At 69.7% G+C, this 15,318-nt stretch carries 17 protein-coding genes and 1 tRNA gene; 10 read left to right on the top strand and 8 right to left on the bottom strand.

All coding sequences use genetic code 11. The annotated features are described in order from the left end of the window. Nucleotides 1-3 precede the first annotated feature (3 nt). The 3 genes from IPV10_RS02950 to IPV10_RS02940 are packed head-to-tail and all read left to right on the top strand — an operon-like array spanning nt 4 to nt 2,893. Nucleotides 4-1,047: an iron chelate uptake ABC transporter family permease subunit gene (locus IPV10_RS02950; RefSeq protein WP_307861039.1), complete on the top strand. Its 1,044-nt coding sequence runs from the start codon at nt 4-6 to the stop codon at nt 1,045-1,047. Beyond that, nucleotides 1,044-2,090 carry an iron chelate uptake ABC transporter family permease subunit gene (locus IPV10_RS02945; RefSeq protein WP_207480238.1) on the top strand — a complete coding sequence of 349 codons (1,047 nt, stop codon included), beginning with the start codon at nt 1,044-1,046 and terminating at the stop codon, nt 2,088-2,090. Before IPV10_RS02950 ends, IPV10_RS02945 begins: the two co-directional genes overlap by 4 nt. Next, nucleotides 2,087-2,893 (top strand): ABC transporter ATP-binding protein, encoded by an 807-nt coding sequence (locus IPV10_RS02940; RefSeq protein ID WP_207480236.1) that lies wholly within the window; start codon nt 2,087-2,089, stop codon nt 2,891-2,893. The genes IPV10_RS02945 and IPV10_RS02940 overlap by 4 nt, the downstream gene beginning before the upstream one ends. Nucleotides 2,894-2,918: 25 nt before the next feature. Here the strand turns inward: IPV10_RS02940 and IPV10_RS02935 are convergent, their stop codons facing one another. The 4 genes from IPV10_RS02935 to IPV10_RS02920 all read right to left on the bottom strand — a co-directional run bounded on the left by IPV10_RS02935 (nt 2,919) and on the right by IPV10_RS02920 (nt 5,980). Further along, nucleotides 2,919-3,731: a hypothetical protein gene (locus tag IPV10_RS02935; RefSeq protein WP_207480234.1), complete on the bottom strand. Its 813-nt coding sequence runs from the start codon at nt 3,729-3,731 to the stop codon at nt 2,919-2,921. A gap of 1 nt (nt 3,732) precedes the next feature. After that, the gene (locus tag IPV10_RS02930) at nt 3,733-4,530 is read right to left on the bottom strand and encodes a hypothetical protein (protein WP_207480232.1); all 798 of its coding nucleotides are present in this window, start codon (nt 4,528-4,530) and stop codon (nt 3,733-3,735) included. 61 nt (nt 4,531-4,591) lie between these two features. Next, nucleotides 4,592-5,161: a hypothetical protein gene (locus IPV10_RS02925; protein ID WP_207480230.1), complete on the bottom strand. Its 570-nt coding sequence runs from the start codon at nt 5,159-5,161 to the stop codon at nt 4,592-4,594. Nucleotides 5,162-5,182: 21 nt separating this feature from the next. Beyond that, a complete protein-coding gene (locus IPV10_RS02920; protein ID WP_207480228.1) occupies nt 5,183-5,980 on the bottom strand; it encodes an inositol monophosphatase family protein in 798 nt (265 codons plus the stop codon). 146 nt (nt 5,981-6,126) lie between these two features. On the opposite strand from IPV10_RS02920, the gene IPV10_RS02915 reads away from it, so the two are divergent. After that, nucleotides 6,127-6,199 (top strand) — tRNA-Lys (locus tag IPV10_RS02915). 41 nt (nt 6,200-6,240) lie between these two features. On the opposite strand, the gene IPV10_RS02910 is transcribed toward IPV10_RS02915, so the two are convergent. Beyond that, nucleotides 6,241-6,762: a GNAT family N-acetyltransferase gene (locus IPV10_RS02910; protein ID WP_207480226.1), complete on the bottom strand. Its 522-nt coding sequence runs from the start codon at nt 6,760-6,762 to the stop codon at nt 6,241-6,243. A gap of 77 nt (nt 6,763-6,839) precedes the next feature. Here IPV10_RS02910 and IPV10_RS02905 point away from each other — a divergent pair, with 77 nt between their 5' ends. Beyond that, nucleotides 6,840-7,940, top strand: coding sequence for a serine hydrolase (locus tag IPV10_RS02905; protein ID WP_207480223.1), 1,101 nt, complete (start codon nt 6,840-6,842; stop codon nt 7,938-7,940). Nucleotides 7,941-7,947: 7 nt separating this feature from the next. Here the strand turns inward: IPV10_RS02905 and IPV10_RS02900 are convergent, their stop codons facing one another. Next, the gene (locus IPV10_RS02900; protein WP_207480222.1) at nt 7,948-8,421 is read right to left on the bottom strand and encodes a YbaK/EbsC family protein; all 474 of its coding nucleotides are present in this window, start codon (nt 8,419-8,421) and stop codon (nt 7,948-7,950) included. Between the two features lie 52 nt (nt 8,422-8,473). Then, nucleotides 8,474-9,262: an IclR family transcriptional regulator gene (locus IPV10_RS02895; RefSeq protein WP_207480220.1), complete on the bottom strand. Its 789-nt coding sequence runs from the start codon at nt 9,260-9,262 to the stop codon at nt 8,474-8,476. A 104-nt stretch (nt 9,263-9,366) separates the two neighbouring features. On the opposite strand from IPV10_RS02895, the gene IPV10_RS02890 reads away from it, so the two are divergent. From IPV10_RS02890 to IPV10_RS02880, 3 genes are read left to right on the top strand one after another with little or no spacing between them, the layout of a single operon-like run. After that, nucleotides 9,367-10,158: a CoA transferase subunit A gene (locus IPV10_RS02890; RefSeq protein WP_207480218.1), complete on the top strand. Its 792-nt coding sequence runs from the start codon at nt 9,367-9,369 to the stop codon at nt 10,156-10,158. A gap of 1 nt (nt 10,159) precedes the next feature. Beyond that, nucleotides 10,160-10,807 (top strand): CoA transferase subunit B, encoded by a 648-nt coding sequence (locus tag IPV10_RS02885; protein ID WP_207480216.1) that lies wholly within the window; start codon nt 10,160-10,162, stop codon nt 10,805-10,807. A gap of 36 nt (nt 10,808-10,843) precedes the next feature. After that, entirely contained in the window at nt 10,844-12,028 is a 1,185-nt protein-coding gene (locus IPV10_RS02880; protein ID WP_207480214.1) for an acetyl-CoA C-acetyltransferase, read from the top strand. A 28-nt stretch (nt 12,029-12,056) separates the two neighbouring features. On the opposite strand, the gene IPV10_RS02875 is transcribed toward IPV10_RS02880, so the two are convergent. Beyond that, the gene (locus IPV10_RS02875) at nt 12,057-12,335 is read right to left on the bottom strand and encodes a hypothetical protein (RefSeq protein ID WP_207480212.1); all 279 of its coding nucleotides are present in this window, start codon (nt 12,333-12,335) and stop codon (nt 12,057-12,059) included. 212 nt (nt 12,336-12,547) lie between these two features. On the opposite strand from IPV10_RS02875, the gene IPV10_RS02870 reads away from it, so the two are divergent. After that, a complete protein-coding gene (locus IPV10_RS02870) occupies nt 12,548-13,795 on the top strand; it encodes an MFS transporter (RefSeq protein ID WP_207480210.1) in 1,248 nt (415 codons plus the stop codon). Between the two features lie 68 nt (nt 13,796-13,863). Beyond that, nucleotides 13,864-15,294, top strand: a complete 1,431-nt coding sequence (locus tag IPV10_RS02865) for a trehalose-6-phosphate synthase (protein ID WP_207480208.1) — start codon at nt 13,864-13,866, stop codon at nt 15,292-15,294. The last annotated feature ends 24 nt before the right edge of the window (nt 15,295-15,318 follow it).

Below are 15,318 nucleotides of genomic sequence, written 5' to 3'. Positions count from 1 at the left end.
TCGGTGACGACTCCGCGCCGCAGCGCTGACGGCATCCGCGCGGTGTCCGGCGGCGCGGCGGCGCGGGCGGCCGGCCTCGTCATCGCGCTCGTCGCGCTCACGGCTGCCGTGCTGCTGAGTCTGATGGTCGGAGCGAGGGCGCTGCCCGCAGGGACCGTGCTGGGAGCGCTGCTGAACTTCGACGGCTCCGATGCCCAGGCGATCGTCCGCGATTCGCGGCTGCCGCGCACCGTCGTCGGCCTGGTCGCAGGGCCGGCGCTGGGCGTGTGCGGCGCCCTGATCCAGGCGTTCACCCGCAACCCGCTCGCCGACCCTGGCATCCTCGGCGTGAACGCCGGAGCGACCTTCGCCGTGACGATGGGCGTCGGGCTGCTCGGCATCCGCACGCCGCACGCGTACGTGTGGTTCGCGCTGCTGGGAGCCTTCGTCGTCACGCTCGTCGTGTACGTGATCGGCGCCACCGGTCGGGGCGGGCCGTCACCGGGCCGGATGACACTCGCCGGCGTGGCGATCGGCGCTGTGCTCAGCGGCGTCACGTCCATCGTGATGCTGAAGAACATGGAGATCTTCAGCACGCTGCGCTTCTGGGGACTCGGCAGCCTCGGCGGACGCGACGAGAGTGCCGTCGCGCTGATCGCCCCGTTCATCGCGGTCGGCTTGGTGCTGGCTTTCGTCATCGCCCGCCCGCTCAACGCCATCGCGCTCGGCGACGATCTCGGACGGACGCTCGGAGCGGGACTCGTGCGTACACGCATCGCCTCCGTGATCGGCGTCACCATCCTCGCCGGTGGCGCGACCGCGCTCGCAGGGCCGATCGCGTTCGTCGGTCTCATGGTGCCGCACGCGGTGCGCTGGTTCACCGGTCCGGACCAGCGCTGGATCATCGCCTATTCGGCGATCGTCGCGCCAGCCATGCTGCTGCTGTCCGACGTCATCGGGCGCGTCATCCTCCCGAGCGGAGAGCTCCAGGTGAGCATCGTGACGGCGATCGTCGGTGCACCGGTGCTGATCGCCCTTGCACGGCGCAAGCGGGTGAGCGGGCTGTGAGCGCAGGGGCGGCGGAGGCGGGAGCGCCCCGGATCCTCACAGTCAGGACGAGACACGGCCTGTGGCGCCTCGGCGTCCGCGCCCTCGTCGTCAGGACGATCATGGTCGTCGTGCTGCTCGCGCTGGGCGCCGTGGCGCTCACATCCGGCACCTATCAGCTCGACCTCTCCCAGGTGATCGCGGCGATCTCCGGGGGCGGTGAGGACAACGTCCGAAAGCTCGTCGTCGACTGGAGGCTTCCGAGAGTGCTGTTCGCGGTGCTCGCGGGTGTCGCGCTCGGCGTGAGCGGCGCGATCTTCCAGTCCCTCACTCGCAACCCGCTCGGCAGTCCCGATGTCATCGGCTTCGATGCCGGGTCGTATACCGGTGCGCTGGTGGTCATGCTGCTCCTCGGGAGCAGCTCGTATCTGCTCATCGCCACCGGCGCGGCGGCCGGCGGCATTCTCACCGCGATGCTCGTGTACCTCCTGGCCTATCGAGGAGGCATCCAGGGCTTCCGGTTCATCATCGTCGGGATCGGCGTCTCCGCGTTCCTCGTCGGTGTCAACAGCTACGTCCTGATCAGCACCGGCGCGCAGGAGGCGCGAGCCGCCGTCTCGTGGGGGTTCGGCTCCTTCTCGGCGCTCGGCTACGAGCAGCTGATTCCGTTCGCCGTCATCCTCGCCGTCGTCGTGCCGCTCGTCGCCTCGGCCCGGCGCGGATTCGCGCAACTGGAGCTCGGAGATGACGCGGCGAGAGCACTCGGCGTCCGCATCGAAAGCACGCGGCTGAGCATGACCGTACTCGGCGTCGCCCTCACTGCCCTGGTCACAGCCGCGGCCGGACCGATCGCGTTCGTCGCCCTCGTCGCACCCCAGGTGGCGCGCAGGCTCGTGCGCTCGCCCGGCTCGGACATGTCCAGCGCAGGCCTCCTGGGCGCAGTGCTGCTGCTCGGTGCGGACCTCATCGGCCAGCGCATGAACATCACGGTCGGACTCGTCACGGTCGTGCTCGGCGGAGGCTACTTCGCCTGGCTGCTGATAAGGGAAGGATTCCGTCGATGATCGAAGACCGCTCCAGCCGACTGCGTGCAGCGGACGTCACGATCGGCTACGACCGGCGGATCATCTCCACAGAGCTGTCCGTCGCGATTCCCGACCGCTCTTTCACCGTGATCGTCGGGCCGAACGCGAGCGGGAAGTCGACCCTCCTGAGGGCGTTGTCCAGGCTGGTCGTCCCCAGCGCCGGGGAGGTGCTGCTGGACGGGCGGGCGATCCGCAGCTACCGCGCGAAGGAGGTGGCGCGCCGCGTAGGACTCCTTCCACAGACCTCAGTCGCCCCGGACGGGATCCGGGTGCGTGATCTCGTGGCCCGCGGCCGGTTCCCGCACCAGTCGATCATGCGGCCGTGGGCTGAGCGCGACGAGGCGGCCGTCGAGGAGGCGATGAAGGCGACCGGCGTCTCCGATCTCGCCGACCGGCTCGTGGACGAGCTCTCCGGAGGTCAGGCGCAGCGGGTCTGGGTCGCCATGGTGCTCGCGCAGCAGACCCCGTTGCTGCTCCTCGACGAGCCGACGACCTTCCTCGACATCGCCCATCAGATCGAGCTTCTCGAGCTGCTCACCGACCTCCACGAGTCGGGCAGCACGCTGGTGGCGGTGCTGCACGATCTCAACCACGCCGCCCGCTACGCGACCCACTTGATCGCGATGAAGGGCGGTGCCGTGGTCGCGGAAGGTGCGCCCGGTGAGATCGTGACCGCCGAGCTCGTCCACGAGGTCTTCGGGCTCGAATGCGTCGTCGTGCCCGATCCGGTCACCGGCACACCGAACGTGGTGCCGATCGGGCGCCGTCGCGGCAGGGTCTGACCGGCCACGTCCCGGGCCTGGGGTCTCATTCCAGGGCTGACGCGTCGAATCTCACGTAGGCCTCGAATTCGATGCCGTCGGGGAGCGCCTCGGCCGGGACCGGCTCATCGGCGACTGCGGGCGACCAGTCGCAGAGGTCCTCGAAGGAGACCCCGCTCTCCGGGATGTCCGTCCAGAGCTCGCACACGCCGACGATCTGGTCGTCGACGTAGCCGATGAGGTGGACATCAGCGCCGTCGACCGGCCGGCTGAGCGTCGAGGTGAGCTGGACATCTAGGAAGTCGTCGGAGAGCCCGGTGCTCGTCACCGAGACGACCTCGGCGCCGCCGCTGACCGCGGGGGCGAGCCAGTCGATGATCGTCTGCTCGATGACGATCGACACGACGCCACTGAGATCCTCGGGGAGCTCGACCTGCAGTACGCCGGTCTGGCCGGGTGGGACGTAGACGATGTCGAGTCCGCGCTCCACGATGCGGCCGTCTTCGCGGTACGTCGTGACGTCGAAGTAGGCGTCGGCCGCCTGAGACTCGCTCTCGTTGGTCAGGAGGGCATAGATGTTCGCCGTCTCGCTGTGCGAGGGGATCGCGAGTGCGAACTGCTCCACGGAGAGGTCCGAGACCGCGGAGACGTCGAATCCTTGGATCGTGGCGGATGCGTGTCCCGGCGTCGCGGTGGGCGTGGGCGTCGGCGACGCGGAGGGCGCAGCGTCGGCCGTGCCGTTCGTGGCCAGCAGGAAGATCGTCGCCGCGCCGAACCCGACGGTGGTCAGCGTCAGCACGCTGAACGCGATCGACAGGCCGATCAGCAGGCCCTTCCGCTTCTGGACGGGGTCGGTCATGTCACTCCTGCGAGAGCGGGTCGAGCGCGAGGTACGCGCGGAACTCGGCGTCGTCTGGGACCCCGCCGTCGGGGAGGCGGTCATCGGCGGTGACCGGCGTCAGTTCGCAGATCGCAACGAACTCGCCTCCTGCCGGGATGTCCGGGATGTCGGAGCAGTAGCCGAAGAGCACGCCGTCGGAGTAACCCGCGATGAACACGTCGGCGTGTTTCGGCACGACGCTCAGGGTGGACGTGAGATTGCCCCCGGCGAAGATCTTCCGGTCCTCCTCGAGCGCCTCCGAGCGCGTCATCGTGATCGCCCCTGACATGAGAGGCGCCTCGATCGTGGTCGAGGTCTGCTCGACGGAGATCCGCACCACGTCAGACAGGTCCTCGCTGAAGATGCCCTGGAAGAACCCCTCCTGCTCCGGGAGGACGTACACGTTCGTCGGGGTGCGGTCGACGATGTGCCCTTCGGCGTCGTAGGCGGTGACGTCGAAGAACGCGTGGATCCCCGAGGCGGAGTCGGCCCAGGACAAAGGAGCCACGAGGACAGTGAACTTCCCGTCGAGAGTGCCGCTCATCGCGTAGTCGCCGAACTCCAGGTCGGAATGGGTCTCGACCTCGATGCCGCGGACCGTCTGCGCGCTGCTGGCGGACTCGGTCGGCGGGTCTGCGGTCGCGGTGGGAGACGGCGAGGCGATCGCGGAGGCAGGGCGCAGCAGAGACACTGTCGTCAGGCCGAGCGCGATCGTCGCGACGAGCATCACGCAGCATCCGACGATCAGCGCGATGAGGAACGGCCCGACTCTCGACATGACAGCTCCCTCCTGCGCGTCAGCTTCCGTCAGGATAGCCGGACGGGCGAGGGGTTCCGGTTCAGCCGCTCCAGCCGACGAGGAGAAGGCTCTGCCGGGTGTCGGCGAACTTCACCCAGCCGTCGCCGAACAGGTAGGTCATGCCGTATCCGTCCTCATCGACGCCCATCGCGTACTGCGGGTCCTCGGTGATGTAGACGCCCTCCGGGCCGTCCTCGCGCAGCCACCCCGAGCTGAGGAGGGACGACTGCGCTCTCGCCGCGTTCTCAGCGGTGATCTCGGACCACCCGTACAGCTGGCCGTGATCGGACGCGACCGAATAGTCCGCCCAGAAGCAGAGCAGCCCGTCGTCGAGCGTCACATCGCCGATCACGAACTCCTTCTCCTCGAAGGTCCAGCCGGCGTCGGTCAGCACCTTGACCGTGCCCTCTGACACGATCGTGTCGCAGGCGGGCTCCGCCGCAGGAGGCTCGGGGATCTCCGTCTCGACGGGCTGCACGCTCGCCTCGGGCGTCGGCGCCGGTGCCTTCGGTGTCGGGCTCACGGCCTCGTCCGGGGCGCCCGAGCACGCGACGAGGCACGCCGCGAGGAGGAGCGCCGCCGCAGCGGCGGAGATGGTTCGAGGGATCATCGCTGGCCTTCTCGGTGCGGGTCAGTCGTGGAGGAGCGTCAGGAACGAGTCGTGGAGGATGCCGTTGCTGGCGAGTGTCGAGCGGGCGGAGATCGTCTCGGTGCCGTCGAAAGCCGTCATCCGGCCGCCGGCTTCACGCACGATCGGCACTGCGGCGGCGATGTCGTACTCCTTGACGTCGAACTCGGCGACCATCTCGAGGCGTCCCTCGGCGAGCAGCATGTACGCGTAGACGTCGCCGTACGCACGATCGCGCCAGACGCGGTCGGCGAGTTTCAGCAGCGTGTCGAGGCGGCCGGCCTCCGACCACTGGGCGATGCTCTGGAAGCTGACGCTCGCACCGTCAAGCGAGGCGACGGCGGACGTCTGCAGTCGCCGGGGCGCGGCATCCGTCGCCGTCCATGCTCCGGATCCTGCGGCAGCCCACCAGCGCCGGCCGAGCGCCGGCATGCTGACCACGCCGACCTGGGGGACCCCGTCGATCGCCAGCGCGATCATGGTTCCCCACAGCGGGACTCCGCGGAGGTAGTTGGCAGTACCGTCGATGGGGTCGATGATCCACTGGCGGTGCGTGTCGCCTTCGGCGCCGTACTCCTCGCCGAAGATGCCGTCCGCCGGGCGCTCCTGCGCGAGGATCTCGCGGATCGCGCGCTCGGTCGCCAGGTCCGCGTCCGTGACGTGGGAGCGGTCGGCCTTGGTCGAGATCTGGAGCTCGGCACCGTCGAACCGCGGCAGCGACTGCGCGTCGGCGGCGTCGGCAAGACGGAGCGCGAGCTCGAGGTCGCGGGAGTGGTCGTCGGCGCTGGGGGAGGCGGTCACGCCTTCCAGAATAGTAGGCGTCCGCGTGTCGCCACGCAGGAGCGTCGCACGGCGACACGCGCGGCGGAACGGATGCCGGGCTCGATTTCACTTGGCGTCGATCGGCTGGTAATGTAATTCCTCGGCCGGGGGATTCCCCAGGCCACGCACCTCTAGCTCAATCGGCAGAGCAACTGACTCTTAATCAGTGGGTTCTCGGTTCAAGTCCGAGGGGGTGCACGGATTAGCCTCGAAGACTCTCGCCAGTCTCCGGGGCTTTTTCATTCTCCCGCGACATCATCTCCGACGGCGCCGAGGTCGAGCACCCATTCGTTGCAGGTGAGATCGCCTCCGCGGAAGCTCTGCGTCATCGTGCCGGCCAGGATGAAGCCGTTCCTGCGGCACACCCCGTTCGACGGGGCGTTCAGCACCGACGGGAACGCCGTCAGCATCCCTCTGCCGTCGCGATGCTCGCGTACGTCGTCGACGAGCAGCGCGAGCGCCCGTGTCGCGATTCCTCGCCCCTGGAACTCGGGGAGCACGAACCAGCCCGTCTCCAGGGCAGGCCGCCCACGCCGGTCGACCCGCCAGGCGCCGATCGAGCCGACAGACTCCGCGTCGTCGACGATGACGAACATGCGGGCGGACCCCTCGTCCTGAAGGCGGAGATAGCGTGCGTGTCGTTCGGTGAGCTCCTCCTCGTTCTCCGGGCCGTTCTGATTCGCCGTCATCTCGACGGTGTTCGCCCGTTCGAGCAGCCACGCGTCGTCGTCGGCCCAGCGCCTCAGTGCGATCTGATCCATCCGCACAGGATCCCACGTACCGCAGACACTGCGTTATGGTTGCCTGCGTCGAAGGTCGTCGATCGGATCGAGACACGATGAGCACGCTGCGGGAGATCCTGGAAGAACACGTCGCCAGGGGCACGGTTCCCGGAGCCGTCGGCGTCGACGGCGCGCCGGACGGCACGCTCGAGATCGTGCGCGTGGGTGACCTGGCCCCGGACGCGATCGTGCGGATCCAGTCCATGACCAAGCCGGTTCTCGCCGCGGCGGTGCTGCGGCTCGTGCAGAGCGGACGGCTCGGGCTCGACGACCCGGTCGAGACCTGGCTGCCGGAGCTCGCGGACCGCGTGGTGCTGCGACACCCCGCCGCTGCGCTGGACGAGGTCGAGCCGGCGGAGCGTCCGATCACCGTCCGGCATCTGCTCACCTGCACCTCGGGCTACGGCGTGGTGACGGCGCCATGCCCTCTGCAGGAGGCGATGGCCGCCGACGGCACCGCGGCCGGCCTGGGGCCGGTGACGCTCGGCGCTGCGGAGTGGCTTCGCGCCCTGAGCGACCTCCCGCTCGCGTTCCAGCCCGGCACCGGCTGGCGCTACCACCACTCCTTCGGCATCCTCGGCATCCTCCTCTCCCGGGTGGAGGCCGCCGGATCGCGGGAGTCGCTCCTGTCGCGCGAGATCTTCGGGCCGCTGGGGATGATCGACACCGGATATACCATCTCCGCCGACAAGGCCCACAGGCTGCCCGCGGTGCACCGCCGCGACGGCGACGGCGGGCTGGTTCAGGTCGAGCCCGCCGCAGACGGGTTCCACGTCGAGCCCGCGCCGTTCGACGTCAGCCACTCGGAGCTGGTCAGCACGGCCGCAGACTACGCGGCATTCGCGCGGATGCTGGCGAACGGCGGACGGCACGACGGCGGGCAGTTCCTCGCGCCGGAGCTGGTCGAGCTGATGCGGACCGATCAGGTCCCGGCATCCGTGAAGACGCCGGACAGCTTCTTCCCCGGGTTCTGGGACGGAACCGGCTGGGGATTCGGGGTGTCTGTCCGGACCGAGGGGGAGCACGCCGGCAGGTTCGGCTGGGCGGGTGGGCTCGGCACCTACATGTTCATCGACCGCGACGCCTCGTTCCGGATCCTGCTGACGCAGGTCGAGGTCGGGGCCGAGATCGCGGAGCTGTTCGACGACGTCACGTGAGGCACCCTCAGGCGACGGTTACGACTTCGCCGCCGGTGAGTGCCCGGAGGTCGGCGAAGGTCAGCGGCATCACGGTGTGCGGATGGCCGGCAGCGGCCCAGATCTCAGTGTGCTCCGTGAGCGCCTCGTCGATGTAGGTGCGCAGCCGCTGGGGGTGACCCGCCGGTGCGACGCCGCCGATCGCCTGTCCGGTCGCCTCACGGACCACGGATGCCGGAGCCATCACGACCTCGCTCGCCCCGATGCTCCGTGCGACGGTCGTGAGATCCGCGCGGTGCCCGCCGCTCGTCATGACCAGCACCGGCTCGCCGTCGGCGAGGAACACCAGGCTGTTCGCGATCGCGGCGACCTCGCACCCGATCGCGGCCGCCGCTTCCGGCGCCGTGCGCGCGGAATCGGGGAGGACCCGGATGCGGGTGTCTACGCCGGCAGCGGCGAGGTGGCGCTCGACGAGCACGCTGCGTTCGGGAAGGGCGGTCATGGCTCCACGGTACCGAAACCCGGACCGGTGCCGGCTCGGTGATCGGGTCCCGTCACCGCCGCGCGGCTGCGATCCGCGCCGAGAGCTGATGCGCGTGCGCGAGGAGCGTGCGGCCGAGGTCGGCGATCCGGTCCGGTCCGAAGCGGAACTCGACCCCGGTGAGGCTCAGCGCCCACTCAGGGCGGCCCGACCGGTCGAACACCGCGGCGCCGATTCCCCAGCTGCCCTCGACGATCAGACCCGGGTTGACCGCGTAGCCGCGCTCCTTGGTCTCGGACAGCCGTGCGCGCAGCGCGGCCCCGCCGTGCTGCCTGCCCCACCGCTGCTCGATCTCAGGATGGCGCTCGAGGTAGGCATCCACATCGTGGTCAGGCAGGAAGGCAAGGATCGCGAGGCCGGCGCTCGCGACGCCGAGCGGGAATCGCACGCCCTCACTGAGCACGAACGACCGGATCGGGAACGACCCCTCCTCGCGCAGCAGGCAGACGGTCTCATCGGCTCGTCGCACGGAGAAGAACGCGCTCTCCTCGGTCTTCACCGCCAGTGACCGCACGATGTCCCGTGCGAGCGCGGTGACGTCATAGCGCGCCGCCGCCACGGTCCCCATCAGGAAGAGCTCCGGGCCCGGCATCCATCTGCCGCTCTCGCCGTCCCTGTCGACGAGACCCTCCGCCTTCAGTGCGCTCAGCAGCCGATGAGCGGTCGAGCGGGAGAGCCCCGCAGACGTCGACAGCTCCTGCAGCGTCGCGCCGCTCGCCCCTGCGGCCGTGACGAGCCGGAGGAGGTGCGCGGCACGCGCGATCGCCTGCGCGCCGGGGACGATGCGGGTAGCTGGTTCCATAATGTGGACGGTACGCGGATGATCGCCCACATCGCAAGACCCGGCTTCCTGCGGGCGACGAGATGACGGATGCTGGAGGGACGCACGACTTCGAAGGAGCACTCGTGATCGACAAGCAATGGGCTTCAGCGGCCGACGCGGTCGCCGACATCGCCGACGGGTCATCCCTCGCGGTAGGCGGATTCGGCCTCTCCGGAAACCCGATCGCCCTCATCGAGGCGCTGCTCGCGCAGGGCACGAGGGATCTCAGCATCGTCAGCAACAACTGCGGTGTCGACGACTGGGGCCTCGGCATCCTGCTGGCGGCCCAGAGGATCCGGAAGATGACCTCCTCGTACGTCGGTGAGAACAAGGAGTTCGAGCGTCAGTTCCTCTCGGGTGAGCTCGAGCTCGAGCTCACGCCGCAGGGCACCCTCGCCGAGAAGCTCCGCGCCGGCGGCTCCGGCATCGCAGCCTTCTTCACCCAGACCGGGGTCGGCACGCAGGTCGCGGAGGGTGGGCTGCCTCGCCGCTACAACGCCGACGGATCGATCGCGGTGGCGTCTTCCGTGAAGGATGTGCGGACGTTCGACGTGAACGGCGCTCCCAGGGAATTCGTGCTCGAGGAGGCGATCACCACGGACTACGCACTCGTCCACGCCGCCGCGGGAGACCGGCACGGCAACCTGATCTTCAACAAGGCGGCGCGCAACTTCAACCCGCTCGCCGCCATGGCGGGGCGGATCTGCATCGCCCAGGTGGAGCGGCTGGTCGAGCCCGGCGAGCTGGACCCCGACCGCGTCCATCTCCCGGGCGTGTATGTGCACCGCATCGTCGAGGTGGGCACCGACATCCCCAAGCGCATCGAGCGGCGCACCGTCTCCGCAGACGCCGCCGCCGCCACGGAAGGAGCCTGAGATGGCGCTCACCAGAGACCAGATGGCGGCACGCGCCGCCGCGGAACTGCAGGACGGCGCCTACGTGAACCTCGGCATCGGCCTGCCCACCCTCGTTCCGAACCACGTGCCAGCGGGCGTCACCGTCGTGCTCCAGTCGGAGAACGGGATCCTCGGCGTCGGCCCCTATCCCCGCGAGGATGCGGTCGACCCCGACCTCATCAACGCGGGCAAGGAGACGGTCACCACGCTGCCAGGCTCCGCCTTCTTCGACTCGGCGACGAGCTTCGGGATGATCCGTGGCGGCAAGATCGACGCGGCGATCCTCGGTGCGATGCAGGTGTCGGCGGGCGGCGACCTCGCGAACTGGATGATCCCGGGGAAGATGGTCAAGGGGCCCGGTGGCGCCATGGACCTCGTCCACGGCGCCGCGCGGGTGATCGTGCTGATGGAGCATGTCGCCAAGGACGGCACCGCGAAGATCGTCGATCAGTGCTCGCTGCCGCTCACCGGCCGAGGCGTGGTCGACCGGATCATCACCGATCTCGCGGTGATCGACGTCACCGCCGACGGGCTGATGCTCGTGGAGACGGCACCGGGCGTGACCGTCGAGCAGGTCGTCGCGGCCACGGAGCCGCCGCTGCGCATCGCCGCAGAGCTCGAGAACTGACAGACGGAGCAGCAGCAGATGAGAAGGACAGAGAACATGACAGACAACGACATCGTCATCGTCGCCGCCGCCCGCACCCCGCAGGGGCGCTTGAAGGGCCAGCTGGCGTCGTTCACCGCTCCGCAGCTGGGCTCGTTCGCCATCCGCGGCGCGCTCGAGCAGGGGTCGATCGACCCCGGCGAGGTGGATGCGGTCATCGTCGGCCAGGTCCTCGCCGCGGGATCCGGCCAGAACGCGGCGCGTCAGGCCTCGATCGGTGCGGGGATCGGGTGGGACGTCCCCGCGCACTCCGTCAACAAGGTCTGCCTCTCCGGTCTCACCGCGATCATCGACGCGGCCAGGATGATCCGCACCGGCGACGCCGAGGTCGTCGTCGCAGCCGGAATGGAGTCGATGACCCGTGCGCCGCACCTGCTGGTCGGCTCGCGCGACGGGTGGACCTACGGCAGCGTCGAAGTGCTCGACCACATGGCGTACGACGGACTCACCGACGCGTACGACCGGGAGAGCATGGGGGCGTCCACAGAGCGGCACAACGCGCGCTACGAACTGACCCGCCGAGACCAGGATGTCGTCGCCGCGCTGTCGCACCAGCGCGCCGCCGCCGCGCAGGAGTCGGGAGCCTTCGACGCGGAGATCGTGACCGTGGAGGTGCCGCAGCGCCGAGGCGAGCCGGTGCGGGTGACGAAGGACGAGGGCATCAGGCCGGACACGACCGTCGAGTCCCTCGCAGGTCTCCGTGCCGCATTCGCGGAGGGAGGGTCGATCACCGCGGGCAACTCCTCGCAGATCTCCGATGGCGCCTCGGCCGTGGTCGTGACGACACGGGCCAACGCAGCCGCGAAGGGATGGCCCGTTCTCGTCACCGTCGGCGCGAGCGGTCAGACCGCCGGCCCCGACAACTCGCTGCAGGCGCAGCCGGCCCGCGCGATCGAGAAGGCATGCGAGAAGCAGGGCATCACGCCTGCCGATCTCGACCTCGTGGAGATCAATGAGGCGTTCGGTGCGGTCGTGGCCCGCTCGCAGGTGGAGCTGGGACTCGACAGCGCCGTCGTGAACATCCACGGAGGGGGGATCGCCATCGGCCACCCGATCGGCACCTCGGGCAACCGGCTGGTCGTGCACGTCGCACATGAGCTGGCGCGGCGCGGCGGCGGCACGGCAGCGGTGGGCCTGTGCGGCGGCGGCGGTCAGGGCGAGGCGCTCATCCTCACGCGGTGACGGAGGTCCGCGCCGGCGGACGCCCTCCTCAGCGGGCGAGCTCCTTGACCTTCTTCTTGCGGTCCTTCTCCGCCTTGGCGCGCTCCTTGGCCTGCTTGGCGGCGATCGGCGAGTCGTCGGCGACCGGAAGCCCGCGCTCGGCGCGGCGAGCGTCGATCGCGGTGCCGACGGCGAGCGCGAGAGTGATGCCCCAGCTCGCCCAGGCGAGCACGGCCCGCCACGTGATCGGCGCGTCACGAGATCCGCGGAGGAGGGTGGCGCCCGCGGTGATCGCTCCGATGATTCCAGTGCCGAAGAGGTAGCGCATGCCCTTACGCTACCGGGCCGCGCCGAAAGCGGCGTCGAGCCTTGACAAGCCGCCGCGGATGCGTTCAGGGGAGTAGACGCGCGCGCACGCCCCTCGCGATAAACTCGAGTGGTCGCGGCTGGTCCGCGTCCGCAACCGTGTATCCACCGGCCGCCGGCTCTCCGGCGGACAGCGGCGGCACCCGATCCCGCGTCCGCGGACGCGCGAGGGCCATGAGCCAGACCCACACCTCTCCAGAACCGTCACTGCTCCGCATCGCCGGACTGTCGTACTTCGTGATCGCGTTCATCGCACGACTCCCGTTCGCGATGATGGTCGTCGGCGTGCTCACCGTCGTGGTCTCGGCCCGCGGATCCCTGTCGCTCGGAGGGCTGACGTCCGCCGCCGTCGGCATCGGCACCGCCTGCTTCGGCTCGCTTCTCGGCGCCGCGGCCGACCGCTTCGGTCAGCGCTCGGTGCTCGCGATCCTCGCGGTCGCGAACGGCGCGATGCTCCTCCTGTTCACCTCGGTCGTCTACGCGGACGCGGCGGACGCGTTCGTGCTGCTCGCTGCGTTCGGAGTGGGGGCGACGGCGCCTCAGGTCGCCCCGATGTCCCGATCCCGGCTGGTCACGATGATCACCGATCGGATGCCGGAGCAGGGCCGCACCCGCACGATCTCGGGCACCATGGCCTACGAGTCCGCAGCGGATGAGACGGTGTTCGTCTTCGGGCCGTTCCTCGTCGGAATCTTCGCGTCCGCCATCGCCCCGTGGGCACCCCTCGTCGGGGCTGCCGCGCTGACCGTGCTGTTCGTCGGCGCCTTCGCGCTGCACCCGAGCGCCCGCGCCGTCTCCGTGCACCGCGACAGCGAGGGAAGGGCGCCGTCCGCGGTCTCCGAGCTCTTCGCGCCACGTCTGCTGGTCGTCGTGGCGGGGGTGCTCGGCGTCGGGATGTTCTTCGGCACGATGCTCACCGCGCTGACGTCCTTCATGGCGGACCGGGGCGCACCCGAGGAGGCGGGTCTCCTCTACGGGGTGATGGGCGTCGGCTCCGCCGTGCTGGCGCTCGGGGTCGCCTGGCTCCCGCCGCGGTTCTCGATGCGGGCGCGGTGGCTGGTGTTCTCCGGCATCCTGCTGGCGGGTGCCCTGCTGCTGCTCGTGGTCGACTCGCCCGCGATGATGATGCTCGCTCTCGGTATCATGGGCGTCGGCATCGGCCCGACCCTCGTGACGCAGTACAGTTTCGGCGCCGCGTGGAGTCCTCTCGGACGCTCGGCGACGGTCATGACCATGCTCGGCTCCGGGATCATCGTCGGGCAGTCCCTGGGAGCCGCCGTAGCGGGGGAGATCGCCGAGAACACGGGGACGGGAGCGGCTCTCGTGCTGCCGATCATCGCGGCCGGCGTGGCGTTCGCCGCGGGTGTCGTGAACTGGACGGTGAGCGATCCGCGCCGGCGCCGGCCCGTCGTCTCCGGGTGACCGGAGAGTCGGCGGCCGCCATCCTCTGTAGCCTGGGGGAGACAGAACCCCTGGAATGAGGAGTCATCTTGTCCGCTGCAGATTTCGTCGTCGTCGCCAACAGACTGCCTGTCGACCGGGTCTCCGGACCCGATGGTGAGGAGGTCTGGCGCACCTCTCCCGGCGGCCTGGTGGCCGCACTCGAGCCCGTCATGAAGAGCGTGAACGGCGCCTGGGTCGGCTGGGCGGGCCAGGCCGACCTCGACCTGAAGCCGTTCACGGAGGGCGGCATCCGGCTCATCCCGATCCGGCTGAGCGAGCAGGAGATCGCCGAGTACTACGAGGGCTTCTCGAACGACACGATCTGGCCGCTCTACCACGATGTGATCGCGCCGCCGCAGTACCACCGCGAGTGGTGGGAGGCCTACGTGGCCGTGAACCGTCGCTTCGCGGATGCCGCCGCGGCCGCCGTCGGCAAGGGCGGGACGGTCTGGGTGCACGACTATCAGCTGCAGCTGGTCCCGCAGATGGTGCGGGCGCTGCGGCCCGATGTGATCATCGGCTACTTCCACCACATCCCGTTCCCGGCGCATGGCCTGTACGCCCAGCTGCCGTGGCGCGGGCAGGTGCTGCGCGGCCTGCTCGGCGCCGACGTGATCGGCTTCCAGCGGGCGACGGACGCCACCAACTTCCTGAACGCGGTGCGTCGCCGGCTCAAGTACGAGATCCGGTCGTCCACCGTCACTGTGCCGTCGGGCAACGGCGAGATCGACGACAGGGGCGAGGATCGGCGTTCGGTCGTGAAGGCCTTCCCGATCTCGATCGACACCACCCCGTACCTCGAGCTCGCGGCACGACCCGACATCCGGGCGCGGGCGGCGGAGATCCGCGAGGGACTCGGCAACCCGAAGCATGTCATCCTCGGCGTCGACCGGCTCGACTACACCAAGGGCATCGGCCACCGCATCAAGGCATACGGCGAGCTCCTCGCACAGGGGGATCTGAGCGTCGAGGACGTCACGCTGGTGCAGGTCGCCAGCCCCAGTCGCGAGCGCGTGGACGCCTACGTGCACCTGCGTGACGAGATCGAGCTCGCCGTCAGCCGCATCAACGGCGACACCGACACGATGGGGCACACCGCCATCCGCTACCTCCACCAGGGCTTCCCCCGCGAGGAGATGGCGGCGCTGTTCCTCGCAGCCGACGTGATGCTGGTCACCGCGCTCCGCGACGGCATGAACCTCGTGGCCAAGGAGTACGTCGCCACCCGCATCGACAACAGGGGGGTCCTGGTGCTGAGCGAGTTCGCCGGCGCGGCGGATGAACTGGGCAGCGCGATCCTGGTGAACCCTCACGACATCGAGGGATTGAAGGAGGCGATCATGCGGGCGGTGTCGATGCCGCCCAAGGAGCAGTCGCGCCGGATGCGGTCGCTGCGGCGCCGTGTCCTCGACAACGACGTGATCGCATGGTCGAACTCCTTCCTGGCGGCCCTGGAGGTCGCCCGCGAGACACGCTGACCGACACCCGGCAGCCGAATCAGC

The sequence above is a fragment of the Microbacterium sp. SD291 genome (assembly GCF_017355365.1).
Taxonomy (GTDB): Bacteria; Actinomycetota; Actinomycetes; order Actinomycetales; family Microbacteriaceae; genus Microbacterium.
The sequence above is the reverse complement of the archived record's forward strand: the minus strand, read 5'-3'. Positions and strand labels throughout refer to the sequence as shown.